Annotated in this window: 24 protein-coding genes; 23 read left to right on the forward strand and 1 reads right to left on the reverse strand. The window is 35.4% G+C overall.

The features are described 5' to 3' along the window. Positions 1–121 precede the first annotated feature (121 nt). From KFV12_RS03240 to KFV12_RS03280, 9 genes are all read left to right on the forward strand, one after another. On the forward strand, positions 122–550 hold the full coding sequence (locus tag KFV12_RS03240; protein WP_096077221.1) for a hypothetical protein: 429 nt from the start codon (positions 122–124) through the stop codon (positions 548–550). Positions 551–573: 23 nt separating this feature from the next. Next, positions 574–780, forward strand: a complete 207-nt coding sequence (locus tag KFV12_RS03245) for a helix-turn-helix transcriptional regulator (protein ID WP_436970161.1) — start codon at positions 574–576, stop codon at positions 778–780. 1 nt (position 781) lies between these two features. Next, on the forward strand, positions 782–1,207 hold the full coding sequence (locus KFV12_RS03250; protein WP_170122418.1) for a DUF2178 domain-containing protein: 426 nt from the start codon (positions 782–784) through the stop codon (positions 1,205–1,207). A 17-nt stretch (positions 1,208–1,224) separates the two neighbouring features. Then, on the forward strand, positions 1,225–1,647 hold the full coding sequence (locus tag KFV12_RS03255) for a hypothetical protein (protein ID WP_254257290.1): 423 nt from the start codon (positions 1,225–1,227) through the stop codon (positions 1,645–1,647). Positions 1,648–1,937: 290 nt separating this feature from the next. Then, positions 1,938–2,399 carry a GNAT family N-acetyltransferase gene (locus KFV12_RS03260; protein ID WP_254257291.1) on the forward strand — a complete coding sequence of 154 codons (462 nt, stop codon included), beginning with the start codon at positions 1,938–1,940 and terminating at the stop codon, positions 2,397–2,399. A gap of 1 nt (position 2,400) precedes the next feature. Further along, the gene (locus tag KFV12_RS03265) at positions 2,401–2,916 is read left to right on the forward strand and encodes a methylated-DNA--[protein]-cysteine S-methyltransferase (RefSeq protein ID WP_111714184.1); all 516 of its coding nucleotides are present in this window, start codon (positions 2,401–2,403) and stop codon (positions 2,914–2,916) included. A gap of 11 nt (positions 2,917–2,927) precedes the next feature. Continuing rightward, positions 2,928–3,272 (forward strand): zinc ribbon domain-containing protein YjdM, encoded by a 345-nt coding sequence (locus tag KFV12_RS03270; RefSeq protein ID WP_146608854.1) that lies wholly within the window; start codon positions 2,928–2,930, stop codon positions 3,270–3,272. Beyond that, entirely contained in the window at positions 3,265–4,407 is a 1,143-nt protein-coding gene (locus tag KFV12_RS03275; RefSeq protein ID WP_254257292.1) for a DUF418 domain-containing protein, read from the forward strand. Before KFV12_RS03270 ends, KFV12_RS03275 begins: the two co-directional genes overlap by 8 nt. A 90-nt stretch (positions 4,408–4,497) precedes the next feature. Beyond that, positions 4,498–5,001 (forward strand): hypothetical protein, encoded by a 504-nt coding sequence (locus tag KFV12_RS03280; protein ID WP_099581194.1) that lies wholly within the window; start codon positions 4,498–4,500, stop codon positions 4,999–5,001. 41 nt (positions 5,002–5,042) lie between these two features. On the opposite strand, the gene KFV12_RS03285 is transcribed toward KFV12_RS03280, so the two are convergent. Next, complete coding sequence (locus KFV12_RS03285) at positions 5,043–5,420, reverse strand: hypothetical protein (RefSeq protein WP_099581192.1); 378 nt, start codon at positions 5,418–5,420, stop codon at positions 5,043–5,045. A 228-nt stretch (positions 5,421–5,648) separates the two neighbouring features. On the opposite strand from KFV12_RS03285, the gene KFV12_RS03290 reads away from it, so the two are divergent. From KFV12_RS03290 to KFV12_RS03355, 14 genes are all read left to right on the forward strand, one after another. Then, positions 5,649–7,088 carry a DHA2 family efflux MFS transporter permease subunit gene (locus KFV12_RS03290; protein WP_254257293.1) on the forward strand — a complete coding sequence of 480 codons (1,440 nt, stop codon included), beginning with the start codon at positions 5,649–5,651 and terminating at the stop codon, positions 7,086–7,088. Between the two features lie 83 nt (positions 7,089–7,171). Further along, the gene (locus KFV12_RS03295) at positions 7,172–8,272 is read left to right on the forward strand and encodes a YkvI family membrane protein (protein ID WP_111714188.1); all 1,101 of its coding nucleotides are present in this window, start codon (positions 7,172–7,174) and stop codon (positions 8,270–8,272) included. Positions 8,273–8,358: 86 nt separating this feature from the next. Next, complete coding sequence (locus tag KFV12_RS03300; protein WP_254257294.1) at positions 8,359–9,390, forward strand: alpha/beta hydrolase; 1,032 nt, start codon at positions 8,359–8,361, stop codon at positions 9,388–9,390. Positions 9,391–9,456: 66 nt separating this feature from the next. Next, positions 9,457–10,374 (forward strand): NAD-dependent epimerase/dehydratase family protein, encoded by a 918-nt coding sequence (locus tag KFV12_RS03305; RefSeq protein ID WP_111714189.1) that lies wholly within the window; start codon positions 9,457–9,459, stop codon positions 10,372–10,374. 224 nt (positions 10,375–10,598) lie between these two features. Continuing rightward, entirely contained in the window at positions 10,599–11,216 is a 618-nt protein-coding gene (locus KFV12_RS03310) for a DUF47 domain-containing protein (protein ID WP_111714190.1), read from the forward strand. An 11-nt stretch (positions 11,217–11,227) separates the two neighbouring features. Beyond that, complete coding sequence (locus KFV12_RS03315) at positions 11,228–12,238, forward strand: inorganic phosphate transporter (protein ID WP_239242405.1); 1,011 nt, start codon at positions 11,228–11,230, stop codon at positions 12,236–12,238. 66 nt (positions 12,239–12,304) lie between these two features. Next, the gene (locus tag KFV12_RS03320; RefSeq protein ID WP_254257295.1) at positions 12,305–12,838 is read left to right on the forward strand and encodes an alpha/beta hydrolase; all 534 of its coding nucleotides are present in this window, start codon (positions 12,305–12,307) and stop codon (positions 12,836–12,838) included. A 143-nt stretch (positions 12,839–12,981) separates the two neighbouring features. Further along, positions 12,982–13,671: a GntR family transcriptional regulator gene (locus KFV12_RS03325; RefSeq protein WP_254257296.1), complete on the forward strand. Its 690-nt coding sequence runs from the start codon at positions 12,982–12,984 to the stop codon at positions 13,669–13,671. Next, positions 13,672–15,219 (forward strand): gluconokinase, encoded by a 1,548-nt coding sequence (gene gntK / locus KFV12_RS03330; RefSeq protein ID WP_254257297.1) that lies wholly within the window; start codon positions 13,672–13,674, stop codon positions 15,217–15,219. A gap of 5 nt (positions 15,220–15,224) precedes the next feature. Next, positions 15,225–16,583, forward strand: a complete 1,359-nt coding sequence (locus KFV12_RS03335; RefSeq protein ID WP_133454260.1) for a gluconate:H+ symporter — start codon at positions 15,225–15,227, stop codon at positions 16,581–16,583. 173 nt (positions 16,584–16,756) lie between these two features. Continuing rightward, complete coding sequence (locus KFV12_RS03340; protein WP_111714196.1) at positions 16,757–17,398, forward strand: Bax inhibitor-1/YccA family protein; 642 nt, start codon at positions 16,757–16,759, stop codon at positions 17,396–17,398. 113 nt (positions 17,399–17,511) lie between these two features. Next, a complete protein-coding gene (locus tag KFV12_RS03345) occupies positions 17,512–18,225 on the forward strand; it encodes a YebC/PmpR family DNA-binding transcriptional regulator (protein ID WP_099581170.1) in 714 nt (237 codons plus the stop codon). 65 nt (positions 18,226–18,290) lie between these two features. After that, the gene (locus KFV12_RS03350) at positions 18,291–21,047 is read left to right on the forward strand and encodes an acyltransferase family protein (RefSeq protein ID WP_254257298.1); all 2,757 of its coding nucleotides are present in this window, start codon (positions 18,291–18,293) and stop codon (positions 21,045–21,047) included. Further along, a complete protein-coding gene (locus tag KFV12_RS03355) occupies positions 21,044–21,421 on the forward strand; it encodes a GNAT family N-acetyltransferase (RefSeq protein WP_254257299.1) in 378 nt (125 codons plus the stop codon). The genes KFV12_RS03350 and KFV12_RS03355 overlap by 4 nt, the downstream gene beginning before the upstream one ends. The last annotated feature ends 84 nt before the right edge of the window (positions 21,422–21,505 follow it).

The raw sequence follows: 21,505 nt of genomic DNA on the forward strand, positions 1-21,505 counted from the left end.
AATATTAGTGAGAGATATTTTTTTGGGGAAAAATTTATGTAAAGATATCTTTACATATGATGTTAATTATTGTATATTATCTGTAAAGATATCTTTACAGTTTTAACAAAGGGGGATTATTATGATTGCCAAAAATTTAACGAGAAAAAAGCAAATTAGAAATTCACTGATAGCTTGTTTAGGAATATTAATGAGTAATTATTATATTAATTATTTTATGCATCCAGAAAAATTGTATGATATAAATGCTTATATGCCGATGTTTATAGGAGCATTAACAGGAACTATTATTGTCTACTTCATATCAAAAAAGAAACACCCGGGAAACTTGAATACTAAAGTTACGGATGAGCGAGATGAAATGTTATCAAAGGAATATAATACATTAGTATTTCCTTTTCTATTTTTATACTTGCCATGTTTATTTATGTTGTTAGCATTACCATTTAAAATTGAAAGCATATCTTTTTTTCAACTTTCGATTGCATGGTGGATTTTATTAATGATTTACGAAATCGGATATACTATATTTCATAAAATTAACTCGTAAAATAAGTATTAACTAAGTAGGTGATCACCATCGTTATCAATTATATTAAAGAACATCGGACGTCACGTAATATTTCTCAGGTTCAAATGGCCAAGGATCTAGATATTACACGCCAAACGATTAACGCAATAGAAAATCATAAATATAACCCAAGTTTAGAACTTGCTTTAAAGCTTATGCAGTACTTCAATGTACCAATTGATGCGCTATTTAAACTGGAGGAGGATTAAAATGAAAAAAGGAATGACGAGAAGGAAGATGATTCGTAATGCAGTCGTTTATTGTGCAGTATTAGTATTATCTACTTTTTATATTAAATATTTTAAAGATCCTAATTCAGCTTATGATATTGATAGTTATATACCACCATTGACAGGTGCAATAATAGCCTATATTTTCATTTTTATTATCTCTAAGAAAAAGAATCCAGGTAATCTTGATACAAAACTTACAGATGAACGAGATGAATTAATAGCTAATAAATATAATACTTTAGCGTTACCTGTACTCCTATTTTATATCCCAGTAATTTTCTTATTTATAGCGATACCGTTAAAAATAGAAACGGTTTCAGTTGGAAATTTATCGATTGTACTTTTGTTAATGATGGCATCGTATGCAATTGGCTTTTGGTTATATAGAAATGCTAAATCATAATTTGGAGCGTGTTAAAAATGTACGTAAAAAAAGCGACAAAGAAAACTTACTATAAAAATTTAATGATAGTATTTTCATTATTAATTATATTAGAATTGTTAGATCACATTATTCTTAATGAAAAGATTCATTATGATTTTTTAATTTTTTATTTAGGTGGTGTATGCTTAGGGACATGGAATAGATACAAAAAACATAAAGAAAATATGAACGAAAATGGAGAAGTAATTATAGAAGACGAATTTACGATAAAGTTAAAATATGAATTTGATCATCGATTTCTATTGTTCATCACTGCAACAGTAATGGCGAGCTATTATATTTTAAAATGGCTAAGAATAGATTCAATAAATCTATCGGTTATAGCATGGATTATTCCAATTATGCTTTTAATATACGCGATTAGTAAATATGTATTTATAAGTGAGAGAACAGAGTAAAAACAAGTCCGATAAACGACTTAAATCGGACAAGACGCACCTCATAATCGCGTAAAATCAAAAAACAAGTCCGATATATGACTTAAATCGGACAAGACGCACCTCATAATCGCGTAAAATCAAAAAACAAGTCCGATATATGACTTAAATCGGACAAGACGCACCTCATAATCGCGTAAAATCAAAAAACAAGTCCGATATGCTCAAATTATCGGACGTTTTCTATTTAAACTTTATTATTTTCTATCCTTATAATACAATCAAATAAACATATAAAGGGGTTGAGGGATATGTGGCATTATAAATTATTTGAAGAGCTTAAACCTTTGGAGATTTACAAGATATATAAACTTAGGGTAGATACTTTTATCGTAGAGCAGCAGTGCTATTATGAAGAAATCGATGAGAAGGATTTATCATGCGTGCATATGTATAAAGATGTTGATGGTGTAATTGCTGCGTATGCGCGTATTATTCCTGAAGCGGATACGGTACATATTGGTCGTGTTATCGTGCATCCTGATTTCCGTGGTACGGGTCTTGCTAAAGAATTGATGGATCAGGCGTTACAATATATTGATACACATCATCATTATTTAAATTTACATCTCCAAGGGCAGGCACATTTAGAAAGATTTTACGGTAGTTTCGGATTTAACACAGTATCTGACGTCTACTTTGTCGATTTAATTCCACATGTTGATATGGAGCGTCCTGCTTTTGGTTTGAATTCACCGTTAAAAGGAGCGTAATATGAATATTTATATTAGTCAGTTTGATATTAATGAACGCGGTTACGTATTAGCATCAAGCGACTTAGGTGTTATCTTCTTTGCAAATGATGACACGACAGAATATGTTGATCATCATATCAAGCGATTTATTCCTGATGCAGAGCGTGTAACAGGTTACCCTGCTGATGAGAAAAATAATGAGTATATAAGAGATATCGAACGTTATTTTCAAGGTGAGTTAAAGCACTTTAACTGGCCGCTTGATCTGCATGGTACTGAATTTCAGAAATCAATCTGGGAAGCACTTTTAAATATACCTTTCGGTGAATCAAGAAGTTACAGTGATATCAGTGAGATGATTGATAACCCGAAAGCGATTCGTGCTGTCGGTGGTGCAATTGGTGCAAATCCTGTTATGATTGTAGTACCATGCCATCGTGTAATCGGAAAGAGCGGTAAGCTCACTGGTTTCAGTGGTGGTTTAGATATGAAGATAGAATTATTAGTTATAGAAGGTATACCATACGTTAATTAATAGGAGGAAAAATAATGAGTTTACCAAATTGTCCGAAATGTGGTTCAGAATATACATACGAGGATGGCTTAAATTATGTATGCCCAATGTGCGCACATGAATGGCCGATTAATCCTGAAGTTGAAGAGACAGCGGTTATTAAGGATAGTGTAGGAAATATTTTAAATGATGGAGATAGTGCTACTATTATAAAAGATTTAAAGGTTAAAGGGACTTCATCCGTCATTAAGAAAGGTACGAAAGTAAAAAGTATCCGTATTATCGAACCGGAAAATGGTCATGACATTGATGGTAAAGTGGATGGCTTTGGTCAGTTAAACTTAAAAAGTGAAGTTGTGAAAAAGTTAAATGAATAAGCGTATCGATAGCATTGATATACTTCGAGGTATGAGTATAATCGGGATATTATTTATGAATATCGTGGGCTTCCATATGAATGAAGTTTATACGGATCCTTTAGTGTATTTTAAATCGCCGCTTGATCAGTGGTTATATAAGTTAAATATTATTTTTATTCATAACTCATTTTATCCGATATTCGCGTTTTTATTTGGCTTCGGTTTAGCCATAATGGCAGAAAATATTAAAGGTCGTGGTGGTAACTTTATTCCAGTGTTATATAGAAGGATGGCAGCATTACTCGTATTTGGACTTTTACATGGTTTCTTCTTGTTCTATGGCGATATTTTAAATGTCTATGCTGTCATAGGACTTGCTGCAATAATATTTTTACTGTTTCCAAATATTATTACGCTCATCACAGCGATAATATTAATTGTATTGAATATGATGAGAGCATTACCGAGTATGTTTGCGATATTTATGCAGCCGGATTTCTTCGGTAAAGAACTCGTAAGTTTTGAAACTTCACAAAATGAATGGATTAAAGTGATGTCGAGCGGTAACTTAAGCAATATTGTTCAATATAATAGTGATTTCTTCTATCAGGGGTTTGCAATCATTAATCCAGGTACAACGCTGAGTTATTTCTTAACGATCATGCCTTTTGTATTATTAGGGATGTATGTGAAACGTGCGAATCTATTGAAGGAAATAACAGAACATAAAGTGACGATGTTCGTGATTTCATTTGTCTTTGCATTTGTAGGCATTACTTTGAAATATTTAATGATTGCTTACGAAATCAATGTGATGGCTTCTTATGATTTTATTTATTATGGTGGGGTATTGTTATCTATAAGCTACATTATATGGGTCACGTTACTGTGCGAGTATCCAGCAGTAAAGAAATTATTTGAGCCATTTCAACGTATGGGGAAGATGAGCTTTACATTATATATTATGCAGAGTTTATTAATGTTCATCGTATTTTATGTATTTAGACAATATGGTCAATTATCAATTGCACAAGTATATCTTGTTGCACTTGCAATCGTGTTGTTCCAGATGATTTTTACAAGTATTTATTTCAAAAAGTTTAAACAGGGCCCTCTCGAATGGATTTGGCGCAAGATTACCTATATGAAATAATGTCATTATTGCAATGAATTTTTTAAATAGGAATTTACGCGTTTCTATGTTACAATAACATGGCTATTCAATCATGAGGAGGTGCATCAAATGCGCGTAGAATTACAGGAAAAAATAGAATATTACGTGTTAAGTGGAGATTTTGAATCTGCTAAAGCATTGATGCAATCGACTGACTTTATGATGTTTGAAGAAGCATTTGTAAGTGCCTGTCATGATAGTGAATCTGTGATGTATTATACGTTTATATTAGAATGTATGAAAGATACAGAAACAGTGGAACTACACGATTTAGCATTCTTACTGTTAGTTTATCCTTTAAGTGAAGTAAACGGCGCATTTAATAGTGCATATTATCATGCAATGCGTTCTGTTGAAATGACCGATAGCAATGAAGTGAAAAGTTTGTTACAACTCTTATTTTTATATGCTGTGCCAGAGCCGGTGATTACGGATAAAGAAGCATTTGATACAGCGAAACAAATATTAAAGCTTGATCCTAAAAATCAGGTTGCAAGAAATATGTTAAAGCAAGCTGCTAAAAAGTTAGATAAAGTGGTCGTTGATTTCAATCAAATATCAAAGAAAGCGTAATGACCGATGTCATTACGCTTTTGCTTTGTCTAACGCCTATTTTATTCTTCTAACCATAATTCAATTGGGACGATAATCGGGAATTGTCCACGGTCTTCAGATAGTTTTGTAATAATTGATGACGCTTTCGCATATAAAGGAATTGCAAACATGCCTTCTTCCTTCTTAATTTCTGAAATAACATCAACTTCACTGCCATCTTCACTTTGGATCAGGATTGCTGCTTCGATAACGCCGTCTACTTGAGTACCAAAGTGTCCGAACATAAATGTTAATCTAAATTCATAAAGACTTGGATCTTGTTCACTTTGTTCATAATCTAATCGGTGCATTGTTGTTGGTTCTGGTGACATATCTTCAAAATCTCTTACATGCGCTTCTTTCAAGAACATATGTACAACTTGTTTGTTTAATTCCACTCTAATCGCTCCCTTAATATAAGTTATCTTCATTATAATATTATTTTACTGATTCACAAAGTTATTGATTGTATAATTATTATTTAGTTTGTAAAATTTAGTGGTGATAATGTAATTTTATACTAACATGATGTTTTGTTATTGATTCGTATTATTTAATGTTGTAAGATGTATAGACAAATAAAAGGAGAGTATTGAGCGCTAGCTCATTATTTTTTTGGAGGAAACATGAAAAAATCAACAATTATAATGATTACTTTTTTAATTGGTGCATTCTTTACGTTCTTAAATGAAACGTTACTGAATATCGCATTAACGGAAATAATGCGCGTATTTAATGTAGATGCACCTACCGTTCAGTGGCTAGCTACTGGATTTATGCTGGTGATGGGCGTATTGATGCCGTTATCTGCATCACTTATACAATGGTTTACAACGAGGCACTTATTTATCGGTTTAATGTCTTTATTTTTAATCGGAACATTGATTGCAGGTTTTGCTGTCAACTTTCCGATGATTCTTGCAGGTCGTATGATACAAGCTGCAGGTACGGGACTACTTATTCCAACGATCATGAATGCGATGCTGAATTTATTTCCGCCGCATGAGCGTGGTAAAGTAATGGGGAATTTTGGTCTTGTGATGATGTTCGCTCCAGCGATTGGTCCGACGTTATCAGGCGTTATCGTTGATACTTTAGGCTGGCGCTGGTTATTCTTCTCGGTTGTGCCATTTGTCATCTTCTCAATTATATTTGCTATGCGTTACCTGGAAAATGTCGGTGAAGTAACGAAACCGAAGATTGATATTTTATCTGTCGTGTTATCGACTATTGGTGTAGCTGGTATCATTTATGGGTTCAGTTCAGTAAGTACAGCTAAAGGTGGATTTGGTAATCCGATGATTCTTACATTTATTATTGTCGGAATTGTAGCGATGGTATTGTTTGCATTAAGACAACGTAAACTTGCTGATCCATTACTTGATCTTTCTGTATTTAAATATGCAAACTATGCGCGTGGGATGTTCATCTTTGTTGTCGTTGTAATGGCTATGTTTGCTTCAGAAATCGTGATGCCGATGTATTTACAAGGTCCGATGGCATTTAGTGCAAAAGTGGCAGGTATGATTTTATTACCCGGGGCATTATTAAATGGTGCGATGAGTCCTGTTATGGGACGTATCTTTGATAAACTAGGGCCAAGAAAAATGATTATTCCTGGAATGTTTGTACTGGCACTTGTCATGCTATTCTATTCAACCATTCATCCTGGTATCAGCGTTTATGTCTTCATCGTTGTCTATATGGTATTAATGGTGAGTATTTCAATGATTATGATGCCAAGTCACACGAATGCAATCAATCAGTTACCGAAGAAACTATACCCACATGGTACGGCAATCGGTAATATGATTCAGCCAATTGCTGGTGCGATGGGTATTTCAGTGTTCGTAAGTATTATGACACATGGTCAAAAGAAAGCGCTAGAAGGGATTTCAAACCCATCGATGACCCAAGTTAATGAAGCATTAACGACAGGGGTGCATCATGCATATTGGTTTGCGATTGCCTTAACAGTTATCGGTCTAATCACAGCATTATTTATTACGAAATCTGTGGCACCTGAGGGTGAAACGTTCGGACTTCCGGAAGAACATTCAAAATAATGTTTTATTAATATAATAGCAGGGTAAACAAACATGTCTGTCTTAACAGGCATGTTTTTTAAATACGATAAAGGAGCGTTTTGATGAGTAAAAATAATATAGAAGCAATAAAAATTGGCTTCGCGTATGTAGGTGTTATTGTAGGTGCAGGTTTTTCTACAGGTCAAGAAGTTTTAACATTTTTTACGAACTATGGTATATATAGTTACCTAGCTATATTAATCGCTGGCTTGATGCTCACTTTCTTTGGACGCCAAACTGTAAAGTTAGGTTATGGTTTAGATGCAGAGAATCATGAATCTACGATTCAATACCTATTTGGTAAAAAATTTGGAAAAGTGATTGACTATCTTTTAGTATTTTTCTTATATGGTTTAGCTACAATCATGGTTGCTGGTGCAGGTAGTGCAGCACATGAAAGTTTTGGTCTACCTATATGGTTAGGATCACTAATTATGGTAATAGCGATTATTATTACTTTATTATTAGATTTTAGTAAAATAATTGGTGCGTTAGGTATAGTAACACCTTTTTTAATAATTGCAGTAACTACGATTGCTGTATATTATTTCTTTAAAGGTTCGATATCATTTGGAGAGATTCAAAGTCATATTAATACTGATAAACAACCATTTAAACTTTCATTCTTACCAGAAAGTTCATTGTGGTGGTGGTCAGGACTTAATTATGGAGGTCTTGCTTTTGCAAGTGGATTTAGTATACTCGCAGCGATAGGTGGAGACGCTAGTCGTATGAGAGTTGCAGGAAAAGGTGCAACAATTGGTGGAATTACGTTATTAATACTATTATTGATGGTGAACTCAGGATTATTAAGTGAATTAGATAAGATTAATAATTCTGCAATACCAACATTAATATTAGGTAAAGCGATTCATCCAATTCTTGGAATTGCTTTAAGTATAATTATGTTGATGGTAATATATAATACGATTGCAGGATTAATGTACTCATTTATTGCAAGATTTTCTGAACCATATTCTAAAAAATATAAAATAATGTTATTTAGTTTAATGGGACTATCATACTTATTAAGTTTTGTAGGATTTTCTAAATTAGTTCAAACTGCTTATCCATTATTAGGCTATGTCGGTATTATTTTATGTATCGGTATTGCAAAGAAATACTTTGATCGAAAGAAAAAAGGTAAAAATCATATCGCATAAAGATAAAATGGGGATTGCCCCATTTTATTTTTTTATCATTTTAGGTGTTATGCTATAATAATGACCTACGAGAAAGGGCGGTTGCATTGAAGAAAAGATATTTAATTTACATAATTTTAATTGCGTTGATAACGATGGGAATCAGTGTGATGATGGGATGGCATATTAGTGATGATGCGAGATTATCAGAAAATGCTTTACTGAATGAGCGTGCGATAGAAGCATCAAATGTAAAGATGCTAAGAAACGTTACATATAGCGATATTGCCCCGTTATCACAGATGGATATCATTATGCCGAAAAACATCAAAAAAGGTGATAAATTACCGCTTATTATGTGGACACACGGTGGTGGATTTATTGCTGGAGATAAACGCCATAAAAATCCGTATCTTGCACAGATTGCAGAGAAGGGATTTATTGTAGCGAATATCAATTATGCATTGGCACCGGGAAACCAATATCCAACACCTATTCTGCAGGAATTAGCAGCGGCAAAATTCTTAAAGAAAAATGATCATCAATTACCGATTGATTTTACTCAGATTATCATCGGTGGTGATTCTGCTGGTGCTCAAATTGCAAGTCAGTTTGCAGCGATGCATACGAATAATAAACTGATGCATGATATGCAGCAAAAGCCTGTGTTTAAAGCCAATCAACTGAAAGCAGTAGTATTGTTTGGAGGGCTATATAATATGCAGACTGTGCGTGCGACAAAGTTCCCACGTATAGAACTGTTTATGGAGAGCTATACCGGTGAAAAGCATTGGGAGAAGCAATTCAAACCGATTGAGCAGCTCAGTACGACAGCAAATATTACGAAGCGATATCCACCGACCTTTCTAACGGTTGGCGATGCTGATCCATTTGATTCTCAGGCGCATGAACTGGTGAAAGTGCTAAAAGCAAACAATGTACCATACGCCTATTCATTTTTTGATGACACGCATGGATTACGCCATCAATATCAGTTTCATATGGAGCTGAAAGAATCTCGTCTGACATATCGTAAACTCATGATGTTTCTCGGTAATCATACAAGTCAGTCACCTTATTCATCAAATACTGTAAAAGAGAAGATACCTGAAATTAAGATAAAGCAGGATAAAAATTAATAAATCATTTTTATGCATATAAGAAATTGGGTACAATATAAGAAATAACCGTATGGAGGTCAAAAGATGAAACCACGTTTATTACTAACAGGTGCGACAGGTTATATCGGTAAAAACTTATATGAGTATTTAAAAGATGATTATGAAATTTATGCGATGAGTAAATATCCTGCTGAAGACAGCAAAGCAGATATGCATTGGGTCACAGGAGATATGTTCTCATTGAATGACTGTATAGATGCACTCGGTCAAGTGGACTTTGGTGTATATTTTTTAGACCCGACAAAACGCTCTAACAAGCTGAATGATGCGACGTTTCAGGATATTAATGCAATCAGTGCTGATAACTTTGCACGTGCGGCAGAAGCGACAAACTTAAAGGCGATCATTTACGTGAGCGGTACAGGTGAGGATGAAGAAACGATTAATATCCTGAAAAGCTATAAAACACCAGTTCAAATCACAAAGACACCCGTTAAACGAAAAGGTATCGTTGCGCAAACCCAAAACTCTAAATCGAATGATGTCCGTAGCATTCAGCGTACATTAATGCCTTCCAGCTGGACGGTTGAACGTGTGAGTAAACATTACTTTGCATGGTTAAGTGACATGGCACTGGACTTTGTAGAAGTAAAAGAAAATGACGGTCGCTTTGAAATATATGGTGTTAAGAAGCATATCTTAACGCTTGAAAAAGATGATGAGAAATCTGATGACAATCGCATTGTCTATAATATAACAGGCGGTGTATTACATCATGCACACGTTGATAGTAGGGCACGTATGGAATTCAGACGACTAAAAGGTACGGATACGTTAATCATTGCGCTACATGATTATGAGCCGACGTTACCATGGCTTGTTTATATGCTTACGCAGGCACCCATTCATCATTTAACGATGAAGATATTTGATGTGGAGATGCGTATCGAACGTTTCCAGGAAGAAAAGGAAAAAGGTATTGAGAAGAAATATACAAAATAAAGGCAAAATGGCATCCTGATGTACTATGCATCAGGGTGTCTATTTTTTTACTTTTCAGACAAGTTTACAATACTGAAACACTAAATTTACAATACTGTAATATAGTAAACGTTTACTATAAATAGTTTACTTTATTTTTACAAAACACTATGCTTTCACTGTTTTTTCCTATAGAATATCGTTGTAGTCATAAAATATGTTTTTTATTAATGGGAGGATTTACGATGTTTAACAGAAAGAAAGATAAGTTTGCAGTGCAATTAGAAGCGATGGCAGAAAATCTGGATCGTGCAGCGATTGCATTTGGTGAGATGACGTTTCATAATGCGTTTGATCTGAAAAAATATGCAGACAATATTAAAGCATACGAAACAAATGGTGATGAGTTAATGCATCAGATGATTTCTGACTTAAATCAAACATTTATTACACCGATTGAACGTGAAGATATTCTTGCTTTATCCAATGCTATTGATGATGTTATGGATGGCATGGAAGAGACGTCAGCGATGTTTGAAATGTATTCTATCGAATATTCAGATGAGTATATGGCTGAATTTGTTCAGAACATTCAAGGTTGTACAAAGGAAATTAAGACAGCAGTGACACTTGTTGCTGAGAAGAAGTTATCTCACGTGCGTGTACACTCTATTAATATTAAAGAGCATGAAACAAACTGTGATGGTATTTTAAGACAATCAATTAAACATATCTTATCTGTAGAAACAGATCCTTTAACTGTGATGAAAGTTAAAGACATCTATCAGTCTTTAGAAGATATCGCTGATAAATGTCAGGCAGTAGCAAATATACTTGAATCAATCATTATGAAAAATAGTTAAGGAGCATTTTTATGGAACCGATTATTATTTTTACGTTTGCGATTGTGTTCTTCGCGTTAGCCTTTGACTTTATCAATGGTTTCCACGATACGGCAAATGCAATTGCAACAGCAGTTTCTACTAAAGCGTTAAAGCCTCGTCATGCAATTCTAATGGCAGCTGTACTGAACTTCATCGGAGCGATTCTCTTCCACGGTGTAGCTAAGACAGTAACAAAAGATATCGTTGACCCGTTTACGTTACAAAATGGTCAAGTAGTAATATTAGCGGCATTAATTAGTGCAATCACTTGGAACTTACTTACTTGGTATTATGGAATTCCAAGTTCATCATCTCATACATTAATCGGATCAATTGCAGGTGCTGCAGTTGCCTCTGGTGGATTTGGCATATTAGAATATGCTGGATTTACGAAAATTGTTTTCGGATTAATTATTTCACCACTACTTGCATTTATCGTCGGATATATTATGTATACGATTATTAAAACATTATTTAAAAATGCGAATCTGACTAAAACAAATCGTAGTTTCAGAGTTGTACAAATCTTTACAGCAGCAGCCCAAGCTTTCGCACATGGTTCTAACGATGCCCAGAAGGCGATGGGGATTATTACGATGGCATTAATCTCTGCGGGTATGCAAACAGGTAGTACTGAACCACAATGGTGGGTACAGTTATCATGTGCTGCAGCAATGGGACTTGGTACAGCAGTTGGTGGATGGAAGATTATTAAAACTGTTGGTGGTAACATTATGAAGATCAGACCAGCAAACGGTGTTGCGGCAGATTTATCATCAGCTTTAATTATCTTTGGTGCAACACATATTCACTTACCAGTATCAACAACACACGTTGTATCATCATCAATTTTAGGTGTCGGGTCAAGTCACCGTGTGAAAGGTGTAAAATGGACAACAGCACAACGTATGATCATTACTTGGGTAATTACGATGCCAATTTCAGCTATACTTGCAGCAATTGTTTTTTATATCGTTAATTTTGTTACACATATCTTTTAATTAAATGATACATATTCGGGTAAACTAATATTAGTTTATCCGAATTTTTTTTATGGAGGGATGAAGATGAAACACATTGTATTTGTGCATAGTGCCGGCGTACAGTCGGTAACGAGTGGTAGTAATCCGCTCATCAGAAAGACGAAAGAAGAGATACCGGAATACATCTGGCATGCAAGTGATTATCCAAGAGACAACGGACAAATTTATGATAACTGGGTGAAAGTATTCATACAGAGTTTAGCTGAAGTACCGATGGATGAACCGGTTATATTAATTGGTCATTCGTTTGGTGGCACGGTTATTACAAAATATTTAACCGAAAACACAGTACAGCACAACATCGAAAAAGTAATCATGATTGGTTCACCATATTTCGGCTGCGATGAGAAATTTAGTGATCCACAAAATATCATAACTGGTGAATTAAAAGTAGCAGCCCCCTTATATCATATACAGTCAGAAGATGATGACCGCGTTCATATCAGTCATCAGAAATGCTGGCAAGAAAAGTTCCCGGAAATTCAGTTGATTACAGAACAAAGTGGCAAACATGAATTCCATGATGGTATTCAAGCCCTCAATCAACTTTTAAAATAGAGATATTTGCACGGTTTAATGTTTAAACCGTGTATTTTTTATATCTTTTTTAGTGACAATTTTGTAAACGCTTCAAAGTAACCGTTTACAAAAATAAAACTTTAAAGTAATATACTTGTATACAAGTAGACGGGGTGGAAAGAATGCTACCGAAACAGTGGATAGAAAATTTAGCGTCAGGAGAACGTATCGCTTTTCATTTAAGATATAAGATTATTTCAGGTGAGGTAAAAGGCAACGAAAAACTATCTGAAAATCAATTAGCTACATTATATGAAGTGAGTCGGTCACCTATTCGTGATGCATTAAAGATTCTCGCAAATGATCACCTGATTCGATTAGAACGTATGGGTGCTGTAGTGTGTGCTTTATCGGATAAAGATATTCAGGAATTGTACGATATGCGTATTATGATTGAAGGGTTTGCATTTGAGAAAATTGATCAGGCAACAATAGAAACATTAGTACTCGAACTTGAAAAGAAACTTGAGATGATGCGTGTTGCGGTTAAATTTAATGATGCTGCAGAATTTGCGATGCAGGATATTTTATTTCATCAGACGATGATTGAATCCATTCATCATCAGCAGTTAGAAAAACTATGGCAGGCGATTAAACCCAATATGTTAATCCTTAATCTCATTTCAATGCAGCAACGAATGAATGAAGATAAAGCAGATTTTGAACGAATATTTAATAATCATGAGATGTATATTAAAGCAGTACGTACCCAGGACAGAAAGTTATATAAGAAAGTGCTGCACATTAATTTTGATGATTTAAATGATGAGGTGGATGATTTATTCTACTCTCAAACGAAGGAGGATATTTAAATGTATATGATCGGTGTTGATATCGGTACGACAAGTACGAAGAGTGTACTTTATAACATGCGTGGAGAAATCATTGCAGTCCATCATAAAGAATATCCATTACTTACCCCACATAGTGATATAGCTGAGCAAGATGTTCAGCAAATATTTGATGCAGTGATAGAGACGATTGCTCACGTTGTAAAGATAAGTAAAGCTAAAGAAGATGAAATAGCTTTTGTAAGTTTTTCGAGTGCGATGCATAGTCTGATATTAATGGATGAGGCACATCAACCACTGACGAATAGTATTACATGGGCCGATAATCGTAGTTATAAATACAGTGAACTGCTCAATCGAGAATATGATGGTCTATCCATTTATCAGCGCACAGGTACACCAATTCATCCAATGAGTCCTTTAAGTAAACTGATGTGGTTTAAACATGAAGAGGTAGATACATTTCGTGCTGCGAATAAATTTATCGGTATTAAAGGATATGTGTTCTTCAAATTATTTAATCGTTACGTAGAAGATTATTCGATATTAAGTGCGACAGGATTATTTAATATCAATACATTAGACTATGATGAAGCCGTGCTTGAGCTCCTTGGACTTACAAAAGCCAATTTCTCAGAAGCGGTAGATACGACAGAAGTCATTACCGGTCTTAATGTTGAATATGCGAGACTGATGGGGATTAGCCCTGATACGCCATTTGTCATTGGAGCAAGTGACGGTGTATTAAGTAATTTAGGTGTTGATGCCTTCAAACCTGGAGAAGTTGCTGTAACAATCGGTACGAGTGGTGCTATTCGTACTGTGATCGATGCACCGAAGACAGATGCACACGGCAGATTATTTTGCTATGCATTAACGAAAGATAAGTGGGTTATTGGCGGACCGGTCAATAATGGTGGCGTCGTGTTACGCTGGATTCGTGATGAATTTGCATCCAGTGAAGTAGAAACTGCAAAACGTCTAGGTATAGATAGCTATGAAGTGCTTACAAAGATTGCTGAACGTGTACCACCAGCGAGTAATGGGTTGATCTTCCATCCATTTTTAGCCGGAGAACGTGCACCTTACTGGAATGCCAATGTACGCGGTTCATTCTTCGGCCTGACATTATCACATAAAAAAGAGCATATGATACGTGCTGCTTTAGAAGGTGTCATCTTTAATCTATATACCGTATTTATCGCATTAGGTGTATTGATGGATGGTGAAGTAAAGACGTTGAAAGCAACAGGTGGATTTGCGAAAAGTGCACTCTGGCGTCAAATGATGGCGGATATATTTGAACATGAAGTGATTGTTCCTGAAAGTGTTGAAAGTTCATGTTTAGGCGCAGTTACACTTGGACAAGTGGCACTTGGTATTAAACCGGATTTCAATCACATCAGTGATATGGTGGGCGTTACAAAACCGCACAAACCGATTCACGAGCATGTAGTGATCTACCGTGAAATATTACCGATTTATATGAAAGTAACGAATCAATTGATGGATGTTTATCTAGATATGGCAAACTTCCAGAGAAATCATGAAGGGAATGAAACAGAATGAATTTTATGACAGCACAATGGCCGCTAATCACGGTATTTATCGCAATACTACTATTGTTATTTCTTATTATGGGACTGAAGTTAAATACCTTTATCTCATTAATTGTTACAGCATTTACGACAGCATTGTTATTAGGGATGCCGCTAGATAAAGTAGTGGCAACAATTGAGGCAGGTATGGGCGGAACGCTTGGACATATCGCACTTATCTTTGGACTTGGTGCGATGCTCGGGAAATTACTTGCTGATGGAGGTGGTGCAACGCGTATCGCGCACACATTGATCGACAAGTTTGGTTTAAAACATATTCAGTGGGCAGTTGTCGTTGCATCATTTATTATTGGTATCGCATTATTCTTTGAAGTTGGATTAGTATTGCTTATTCCAATCGTCTATACAATCGCAAAAGAAACGAAATTACCAGCACTTTATTTAGGTATTCCAATGGCGGCAGCGTTATCAGTAACACACGGATTCTTACCGCCCCATCCAGGGCCGGTTATGATCGCCAAAGAATATGGTGCAAATTTAGGTGAAGTATTATTATATGGTTTTATTATCGGAATACCGGTTGCAATAATTGCGGGACCAATCTTCAATAAAATTGCTCAGAAAATTGCACCGACTGCTTATACACGTGAAGGTGATATTTCATCACTCGGTAAAAATGTACATTTTAAAATTGAAGACACACCAGGATTTTTTATCAGTACATTAACTGCTTTATTCCCGGTTATCTTAATGTTAATTGCTACAGTAGTGAAATTGATTGTTGAAGCGGGTGGCGTAGCACCAAATGCATTGATGAAAACCATCTACTTAATTGGTGATGCATCAACTGCAATGTTGATTTCAATTATATTAGCGATATTTACGATGGGATTAAATCGCGGCAGACAAATGAAAGATGTAATGCAGTCAGTGACAGATGCCATCTATCCAATCGGGATGATGATCTTGATTATCGGTGCAGGTGGCGCTTTCAAACAAGTCTTGATTGATGGGGGTGTCGGTAAACATGTTGAAACTTTATTTACGCATTCAGACTTCTCTCCAATATTACTGGCATGGCTGGTTGCAGCAGTATTACGTATCGCTTTAGGATCAGCGACAGTTGCTGCGATATCAACGACAGGTATCGTTATTCCAATCTTAGAATCAAGTGATGTGAATTTAGCGCTCGTTGTACTCGCAACAGGTGCAGGTAGTGTTATTGCCTCTCATGTCAATGATGCAGGATTCTGGATGTTTAAAGAGTACTTTGGATTAACTGTGAAAGAAACAGTGTTAACATGGACATTGCTTGAAACAATTATTTCAGTGAGTGGACTCATCTTTATATTAATATTTAGTATGTTTGTTTAGATTAGACAGCCTTTGGGTTGTCTTTTTTACTTTGAGTATTAATTTAATATATTGATAGGATATCCTTATAGTATAGAGTTTAACTATAAAGTCCACAATATTTGTGTAATATGACGAAACAAAGTAAAATAATATATACAAAAATAATAATTTTTAAAAGAATGAGGGATTTAATGAATAATTATAGTTATCAGGCTCCACGACAAATGTCACATGGCTCTGCAATAAGAAATGCATGGCTTTATTTCATGTATTACTGGGTGGTTTTTGCGGCTGGAACGTTTGTCGGACAGTTCGTGCCACCAGGTATGCGTATGATGGTTTCAGTCTTAATATTCGCTTTAGTAATCATTTCTTTATTTGTTAAAGCTTCAAGAAAATTTGGCGCAGTCATTTCAAACGTAATGGCATTTGCACTTGGCGTAGTAAGTTATGCTTCATTTATGTATTATATCGGAACGCTCGGGCCAACTGTATTCTATCAGAACGTAGGGTTAGCAATTGGTGCATTCCTAGCATTCGGTGCAATGGGTTACTTCGTTGTTGGTGATGCAACCAACTTAGGTCGTCTATTATTCCCGGCGCTTATTGTATTAGTATTAGCAAGCTTTGCTGGAATTTTCATTCAAATACCGATGTTCCATCTCGTGATTACGATTGCAGGTCTTGCGATTTTCTTACTATATACAATTTATGATTTTAACAGAATGAAACGTGGTCAATTTTCCCCACGTGAAATGGGCTTTAACTTATTTATTAACTTGTTAAATATCATCATGGATATTTTACGTTTAGCAAGTATTTTAAGAGATTAGCATTAAAGAATTTTGAGGATACACGTTTGTCGTGTTTCCTTTTTTTTGTTTTGTGCTATTGAAAATATAAGTGTATAATAATGACATATTAATTTGAAAGAAGCGTGTATATAATGGGTCGTAAGTGGAACAATATTAAAGATAAGAAAGCAGCAAAAGATAAAAATACGAGTCGTATTTATGCAAAATTTGGTCGTGAGATTTATGTTGCAGCAAAATCTGGTGAACCAGATCCAGAATCAAACCAAAATTTAAAATTCGTACTTGAACGTGCAAAAACATATTCTGTACCAAAACATATCATTGATCGTGCCATTGAAAAAGCTAAAGGTGGCGGCGAAGAGGATTTCGATGAATTACGCTATGAAGGTTTTGGGCCAGGTGGATCAATGTTAATTGTTGATGCGTTAACGAATAACGTCAACCGTACAGCAAGTGATGTGCGTGCAGCTTTCGGTAAGAATGGCGGTAACATGGGTGTTTCTGGTTCAGTAAGCTATATGTTCGAAAACACTGCAGTATTTGGTTTTGATGGTAAGACAGCTGACGAAACATTAGAATTATTAATGGAAGCCGATATCGATGTCCGTGACGTGTTAGAAGAAGATGGACACGTAATCGTTTATGCTGAACCTGATCAATTTGCAGCTGTCCAAAATGCGTTAAAAGAAGCAGGCGTTGAAGAGTTTACAGTAGCAGAGCTTTCAATGCTTGCACAAAACGAATTACAGTTATCAGATGCCGACTTAGAAGTATTTGAGAAACTAGTCGATGCAATCGAAGATTTAGAAGATGTACAAACAGTACATCACAATGTGGAATTATAATTGATTTGAAGTCAGGATGAATCCTGACTTATTTTTATGCAAAATAAAATCGTACAGGTGATAAAATGACTCAGGACCAATCGGTATCAAAAAAGAAGTTCAGACCAGAAATAGAAGGTCTTCGTGCAGTTGCTGCATTGCTTGTTGCAATCTATCATATATGGTTAGGTAAAGTTTCTGGTGGGGTTGATGTGTTCTTTGTCGTAAGTGGCTTTTTAATTACGACGAGTCTACTTTCTAAATTTCGTAGGACAGGCACAGTAAATTTCTTTGAGTTTATTATGGGACTGTTAAAAAGGTTGATGCCTCAAGCATTTTTTGTCTTGTTTACTGTGATTATATTAAGTTATTTCTATTTGCCAGGTGCGAGATGGATGCAGACGATAAAAGAGGTATTTGCTTCTGCATTGTACTATGAGAACTGGCAACTGGCACTTACATCGGTGGATTATTTAGATGCAGGCAATGAGAAGAGTCCTGTACAGCATTTCTGGGCGATGAGTATACAGGGACAATTTTATTTGATTTGGTTCTTTGTAATATGGTGCGCTATTTTACTATCACGTTTATTTAAACAACAGATAAAAAAACCTTTGTTTGTACTACTCGTAATATTGTTTAGTGTATCACTAGGCTACTCTATTTATCTTACACAAGTTAATCAGCCATGGGCATATTTTGATACACGTACACGCGTATGGGAGTTCAGTTTAGGTGGCATACTCTGTCTAATGATACAGCGCATTAAATTGCCATCATTTTTGTCTGCAGTAGCAGGCTGGTTTGGATTAATTATGTTGCTACTTTGTGGTATTTTACTTGAAGTTTCCACGATGTTCCCCGGTTATATTGCATTATGGCCGACGTTATCTGCTGTGTTAATATTACTTTCCGGTGAAAATCGTACTAAATTTGGTGTGGAACAGTTACTTGGTTCAAAATGGATGGTTAAGCTTGGCGGCTATTCATATGGCTTTTATTTATGGCATTGGGTATTGCTGACGTTTTACCATGTAATCTTTAACAATGAACACGTATCTATTTTACATGGCTTGCTGATTATAGCTGCGTCACTTTTATTATCAGTATTAGTCACACACTTAATTGAGCGTCCGATTCGTTTACTTAAAGCTCGTAATAATTCATGGCCAGTATTGTTAGTGATATTGCTTTGCTTAGTGCCGGTCCTTGGATTAAATTCATTATGGCAAAACCATATGCATCAGGAAATAGAAAAAAGTAAATCACTTGCTAAATCAAATCAATATCCTGGTGCAAAAGTCTTTGAAATGAATGATTTTAAAGAAAAGCCTTATATCCCACGGGATGCTAATATTAAAGAAGATCAGGCACAGCCGTATAAAGATGGTTGTCATGTATCGAGTAATTCTCCTGAAGTGAAAATTTGCGAATATGGTGTTACTAAAGGTTATGATTATACTGTTGCAGTTGTTGGTGGAAGCCATTCTACACATTGGTTTACAGCTGTTCATGATATTGCTAGGAAGCATAAGATTCGCTTATTAAACGTAACTAAGAGTGGGTGTCGTTTATCTACTGATAGAAAAGGCTTACCATCTTGTGATAAGTGGAATGAGCAAGTGGTTGAGAAAGTAAGCGCAAAGCAGCCAGATCTTGTGTTAGCCATGGCCGAAATTTCGTATTTCGACGTGACTGAAGTTCCGCAAGGTTACATCGAACAGTTTAATGCCTTTACAGAGCGTGGTATTGAAATATTTGCAATAAGAGATACACCTTATTTCAGGAAGGACGTACCTGAATGTATTCAGGCAAATGGTCGTGATAGTGATCTTTGCAAGGTTGAGAAAGCACTTGTTGTGCCAAAAACAACAGATTGGTCAAAACTTGCTGAAAAACCAAAAGGTGTTCATTTTGTAGATTATACGGATAAAATCTGTCCGGATGATTATTGTGAACCTGTTGTAGGGAATGTTGTCGCCTATTTTGATAAATCACATATGACAAAAACATTTGTATCAACACTAACACCTTACGTTGAAAAAGATATGATGCCAATATTAGAAGATATAAAAGCCAAACGTGAGAATGTCTTGTCAGCTAAAGAAGATATACCGGAAAGTTATAAGGATGGTTGTCATATTCAGGATAAATCGAAAACAGTTAAAAGCTGTATCTATGGTAAGAAAGATAACTATAAATATACAGTAGCACTCGTTGGAGACTCACATTCAGCGCATTGGTTACGGGCATTGCAAATGATATCTGAAAAGTATCCTATACGTATCGTTAATATGACGAGAAGTGGCTGCAGCCTTGAAGAGAAAGCAGTTGGACGTCCAGACTGTAAAGCATGGAATGATTCGATTATTGATAAGATAAAAGCGTTGAATCCTGATCTCGTCTTTACAACTGCTGAGAAATCATATTTTAATATCACTACTGTACCACCAGGGTATATTAAACAGTTTCATAAATTACAGAGCGCAGGCATTGAAATATTTGGTGTAAGAGATACACCTTACTTTAGAAATAGTGTACCTGAATGTGTCGCTCAAAATGGTGCAAAAAATATCAAATGTACTGTACCGAAAAATCAAGTCGTACCAAAAACGACAGACTGGTCAAAACTTAAAGAAAAACCTTCGAATGTACATTACTATGATTATACTCAATACATTTGTCCAAAAGAGCGATGCGAACCAGTTATAGATGGTGTCATAGCGTATTCAGATAAAGGTCATATGACACAAAGTTTTGTTAAAACTTTAGCACCACACATCGAATCGGATTTAATGCCGTTACTTAAAAAGACGAAATCAAACAAAGAGGATAAAAAATGATTAGAAAGTTTGAAGAAAATGATATTGATGCCATTCAAAAGATGAATGCAGCAGAAGGTTGGGACAATTTAGTGGCACGTCATGAACAGACACTTGCTGCATGGTTAAATAGTGAGAGTTACGTCTATATTGAAGAAGAACAGGTTGTTGGTTGTGCCAGAGCTATTACAGATGGACATGTTAGTCTCTATCTTTGTGAATTAATTACACATCATGATTATAGAGGCCGTGGTATTGCAAAGGCATTGGTTGAACACATTCACCAGTTATACCCGACCACACGTATGGAATTGCTGGCAACAAGTGACTCTAAAGGCTATTATGAAAAAAGTTTCAGACCATTTTATGGTTTTAGAAGGACATTTGGTGAATAAGGATTGAAATTGTGCATCTTTTCCGGATACTTTGAGTATTCGGAAAAGATGCATTTTTTATTTTAGTTTCGCAAAAAGTTAATT

The organism is Macrococcus epidermidis, from assembly GCF_024205965.1.
GTDB classification, from domain to species: Bacteria; Bacillota; Bacilli; order Staphylococcales; family Staphylococcaceae; genus Macrococcoides; species Macrococcoides epidermidis.